Here is a 3480-nt window from a genome sequence, read left to right as displayed (position 1 = left end):
GGGGTGGTGGCTGCAGCCGGGGCACTGGCGGTGGCGGCAGCAGCAGCACTACCGGGTGCGCCTTCGGCAAACTTGCCCACGTACTCGATCTTGGCGGCCTCGCGCAGGGCCTTGACGTCTTTTTGCAGCTGCTCGGCCTTGCGCTGGTTGAGCAGGAACTGCTCGATGGCGGGGCGGGCGCGGGCCTCGTCCACGGGCTGGCTGCGCGAGCCGGCCAGGAAGAGCACGGTGAGGCCGTTGGGCGTCTGGGTGAGGGCGGAGTCGCCGTCCTTGAGGCGGGCGATGGCGTCCACGCTGGCCAGGGGCAGCTGCTCGGCGGCGCGCACGGCCTGGTTGGCGGCAAATCGGATATCGCGAGATTTCAGATATTCGACAAACTCGCCCATATTCTTGGCGCCTTCGAGTTTGGCGCGAATTTCGTCAAACTGTTCGGGCTTGGCTTCGATGGCCACTTCCTGCAGGCTGTAAATACGCCGATCCTTGAACAGGGCGGGTTTGTCGTTGTAGTACTTGGCAATTTCTTCGTTGGTGGGCTTGGCCACGCTTTCGCCCACGCGCTCGAAGTAGGCGCGTGCCACGATCTCGCGCTTGGCGGCCTCGATCTGCTGCACCACGCGGGGGTCGCGGTCGAGCTTGAGGTCTTGCGCCTTCTGCACGGCCAGTTCCTGCTCGATCAGGCGCTCCAGCACCTGCTTGCCGGCGGCCTCGGCCTGCTCGGGCTTGAGGCCGGGCTGGCGCTGCAGCACGAAGTTGATCTGATGGACGGTAATCTCTTCCTTGTTGACCTTGGCCGCGGTCTGAGAGGCTTTCTCGCCCTTGTCACCGCCGCCACAGGCGCTCAGGGCCAGCACGGCAGCAGCCACCAGGACCAGGCCGGCACAACGAGGGGCCTGCATGCGGCCGGACTTGTGAATGCGCGTCGTCATCGTCATCAGCTTCATGATGTTCTTGTCTTCCTTCGCTTGTCGTCTGGGCTGGACCCGGGCCATCGATACGCCATCCATGTTGCAGCGCACAAGGCCTGCCAGACACGGTGGTCGAGTGTAGCTTTGCAAAATGACAATTGACTCTCCCCAGTATGGGCGCCCGCGGCCGCAAATCGGGCCCGGTCGGCGGACCGCACACGGGGAAAACCCCCATGAAAAAGGCCGCTCACGCGCGAGCGTGGCGGCCTTTTCATTTGAAGGAATATGAGCCTTGGGCCGCCGCCACCCCCGCAAACAAGGGGGGGCATTCCGGCCGCGCGAGTTTCAGTAGGGTTTCAGCGCGAGCTCAGCACTTGATGCCGGCATGCAGGGCCACGATGCCGGCGCTGAGGTTGTGCACATCCACATGGCCGAAGCCGGCGCTCTTCATCATGGCCTTGAGCTCGGCCTGGGGCGGGTGCATGCGGATGGACTCGGCCAGGTAGCGGTAGCTCTCGGCATCGCCCGCGATCATCTGGCCCAGCTTGGGCAGGATCTTGAAGCTGTACCAGTCGTAGGGCTTGCGCAGGGGTGCCGCCACTTGCGAGAACTCCAGCACCAGCAGGCGGCCGCCGGGCTTGAGCACGCGGCACATCTCGGCCAGGGCCATATCCTTGTGGGTCATATTGCGCAGGCCGAAGGCCACGCTGACCAGGTCGAAGCTCTCGCTCTTGTAGGGCAGCTTCTCGGCGTCGCAGAGGTTGGTGGGCAGCACCAGGCCCTCGTTGAGCAGGCGCTCGCGGCCCTGGCGCAGCATGGCCTCGTTGATGTCGGTGTGCACCACCATGCCGCTCTCGCCCACCTTGCGGGCAAAGGCGCGGGAGAGATCGCCGGTGCCGCCGGCAATGTCCAGCACGCGCTCGCCGGGCTTGAGATTGGCCACGGCCACGGTGTAGGCCTTCCAGGCCCGGTGCAGGCCCATGGACATCATGTCGTTCATGATGTCGTACTTGGAGGCCACGGAATCGAAGACGCCGCGCACGCGGCTGGCCTTCTCGCGCTCGTCGACGGTCTGAAAGCCGAAGTGGGTGCTGCTCATGGTTTTCAGCTCCGTGGGAGTTCAGTGGTGGGTGTGGCTGCCGCAGCTGCCGCCCGAGGCCTTGGGGGCCATGGGGGCGTCGCGGTCCAGACCGGCGGCGGCCAGCTTGGCCTGGTAGTCGGCCCAGAACTCGGCCTCGCGGCTGCCCAGCTGGTAGAGATAGTCCCAGCTGAAGATGCCGCTGGCATGGCCGTCGCTGAAGCCGGGGCGAATGCCGTAGTGACCCACGGGCTCCAGCTCGGTGATGCCCACCTCGCGCTTGCCGGTCTGCAGGGTTTCCTGGCCGGGGCCATGGCCCATGACCTCGGCCGAGGGCGAGAACACCCGCATCAGCTCGAAGGGAATGCGAAAGCGCGCACCGTCGTTGAAGGCAATTTCCAGCACGCGCGACTGCTGGTGCACGGTGATCTCGGTGGGCGTGGGGGTGCTGGGCGTGAGTCCGGCCATGGCGCAGGGCTTCAGGGTTGCTTTGCGGGGCTGCAGGGTCGGCAGTGTAGCCGCCCTGCCCCGGGAGAAACCCGCAAGGCCCTGAGAACCCGGCCCGGGAGGGCCGGGGTGGGCTGCAACTTACCAGCCCAGGCTCAGGCTGTAGCTGCCGGCGCCGCCGCTGTAGTGCAACACGCGCACGTACAGGGTGACGGTGGCGCTACCGCCGTTGGCGAAGCTCAGGCTATCGCTCTGGCCGGCGGGGTTTTCGCTGGCGCGCAGCTGGCTGCCGCTGGCGTTGTAGAGGAAGAGGTCGTAGTCCAGCGTGGCGCCCTGGCCGAGGGTGGCCGTCAGGGTACGACCGGCGGGCAGGTCGATGCGGTAGTAGTCGGTATCGGTGCTGGCCGAGATGCCGCCGCTCACGGTGGCCGGGGCACTGATGCGCTGGGCGGCGCTGAGGCCGTTGTTGGGCTCGGCTTCATTGACCGTGCTCCCGCCTCCGCCGCCGCCAAGAACGGCGGTGATGGCCGCATTGGCATCCAGCAGACCGACGCCGCACTGGCTGCAGCTGCCCGGGAAGGGCCGGGCGCTGCTGCGCAGGGCGGCGGTGATCTGGTCGGGCGTGGCGCCGGGCCTGACGCTGTAGAGCAGCGCGGCCACGCCGGCCACATGGGGCGCGGCCATGGAGGTGCCTTGGTAGAAGGCGTAGTTGTCGGCGCCGGGGGTGCTGGTGCCGGTGTTCAGGGTGGAGAGGATGCCGTTGCTGGCGCTGGAGCGCACATCGCCGCCCGGCGCCGCCAGGGTGACCACGCTGCCGAAGTTGGAGTAGTAGGCACGGGCGCCATAGCGGTCGGTGGCGGCCACGGTCACCACGCCGGCGCAGCTGGCGGGGCTGAAGTTGGCGGCATTGGCATTGGAGTTGCCGGCCGCCACGATGACGCTGGCGCCGCGGGCACGGGCGCCATTGACAGCGTTCTGGGTGGTGGTGTCGCAGGCACCGCCGCCGCCCAGGGAGAGGTTGAGCACCTTGGAGGGTGTGGTGTTGGCCGG

The 3480-nt window shown here is 67.3% G+C and carries 4 protein-coding genes; all 4 read right to left on the bottom strand.

Annotation, left to right across the window (positions count from 1 at the left end):
- The coding region (locus ACK5F2_RS13215; RefSeq protein WP_409865293.1) for an EpsD family peptidyl-prolyl cis-trans isomerase at positions 1-941 on the bottom strand (941 nt) is incomplete at its 3' end.
- A 331-nt stretch (positions 942-1272) separates the two neighbouring features.
- Positions 1273-2004, bottom strand: a complete 732-nt coding sequence (gene ubiE / locus ACK5F2_RS13210; protein WP_409865291.1) for a bifunctional demethylmenaquinone methyltransferase/2-methoxy-6-polyprenyl-1,4-benzoquinol methylase UbiE — start codon at positions 2002-2004, stop codon at positions 1273-1275.
- A gap of 21 nt (positions 2005-2025) precedes the next feature.
- Positions 2026-2451 (bottom strand): gamma-butyrobetaine hydroxylase-like domain-containing protein, encoded by a 426-nt coding sequence (locus ACK5F2_RS13205; RefSeq protein WP_409865289.1) that lies wholly within the window; start codon positions 2449-2451, stop codon positions 2026-2028.
- A 120-nt stretch (positions 2452-2571) separates the two neighbouring features.
- A partial coding sequence (locus ACK5F2_RS13200) for a S8 family serine peptidase (RefSeq protein ID WP_409865288.1) occupies positions 2572-3480 on the bottom strand: 909 nt, incomplete at its 5' end.

This window comes from Roseateles sp. (genome assembly GCF_046300915.1).
Taxonomy (GTDB): Bacteria; Pseudomonadota; Gammaproteobacteria; order Burkholderiales; family Burkholderiaceae_C; genus Kinneretia.
The sequence above is the reverse complement of the archived record's forward strand: the minus strand, read 5'-3'. Positions and strand labels throughout refer to the sequence as shown.

Coding starts and splice junctions, on each gene's coding strand:
- ubiE (WP_409865291.1), bottom strand. CDS start 2,004: ATGAGCAGCACCCACTTCGGCTTTCAGACCGTCGACGAGCGCGAGAAG.
- ACK5F2_RS13205 (WP_409865289.1), bottom strand. CDS start 2,451: ATGGCCGGACTCACGCCCAGCACCCCCACGCCCACCGAGATCACCGTG.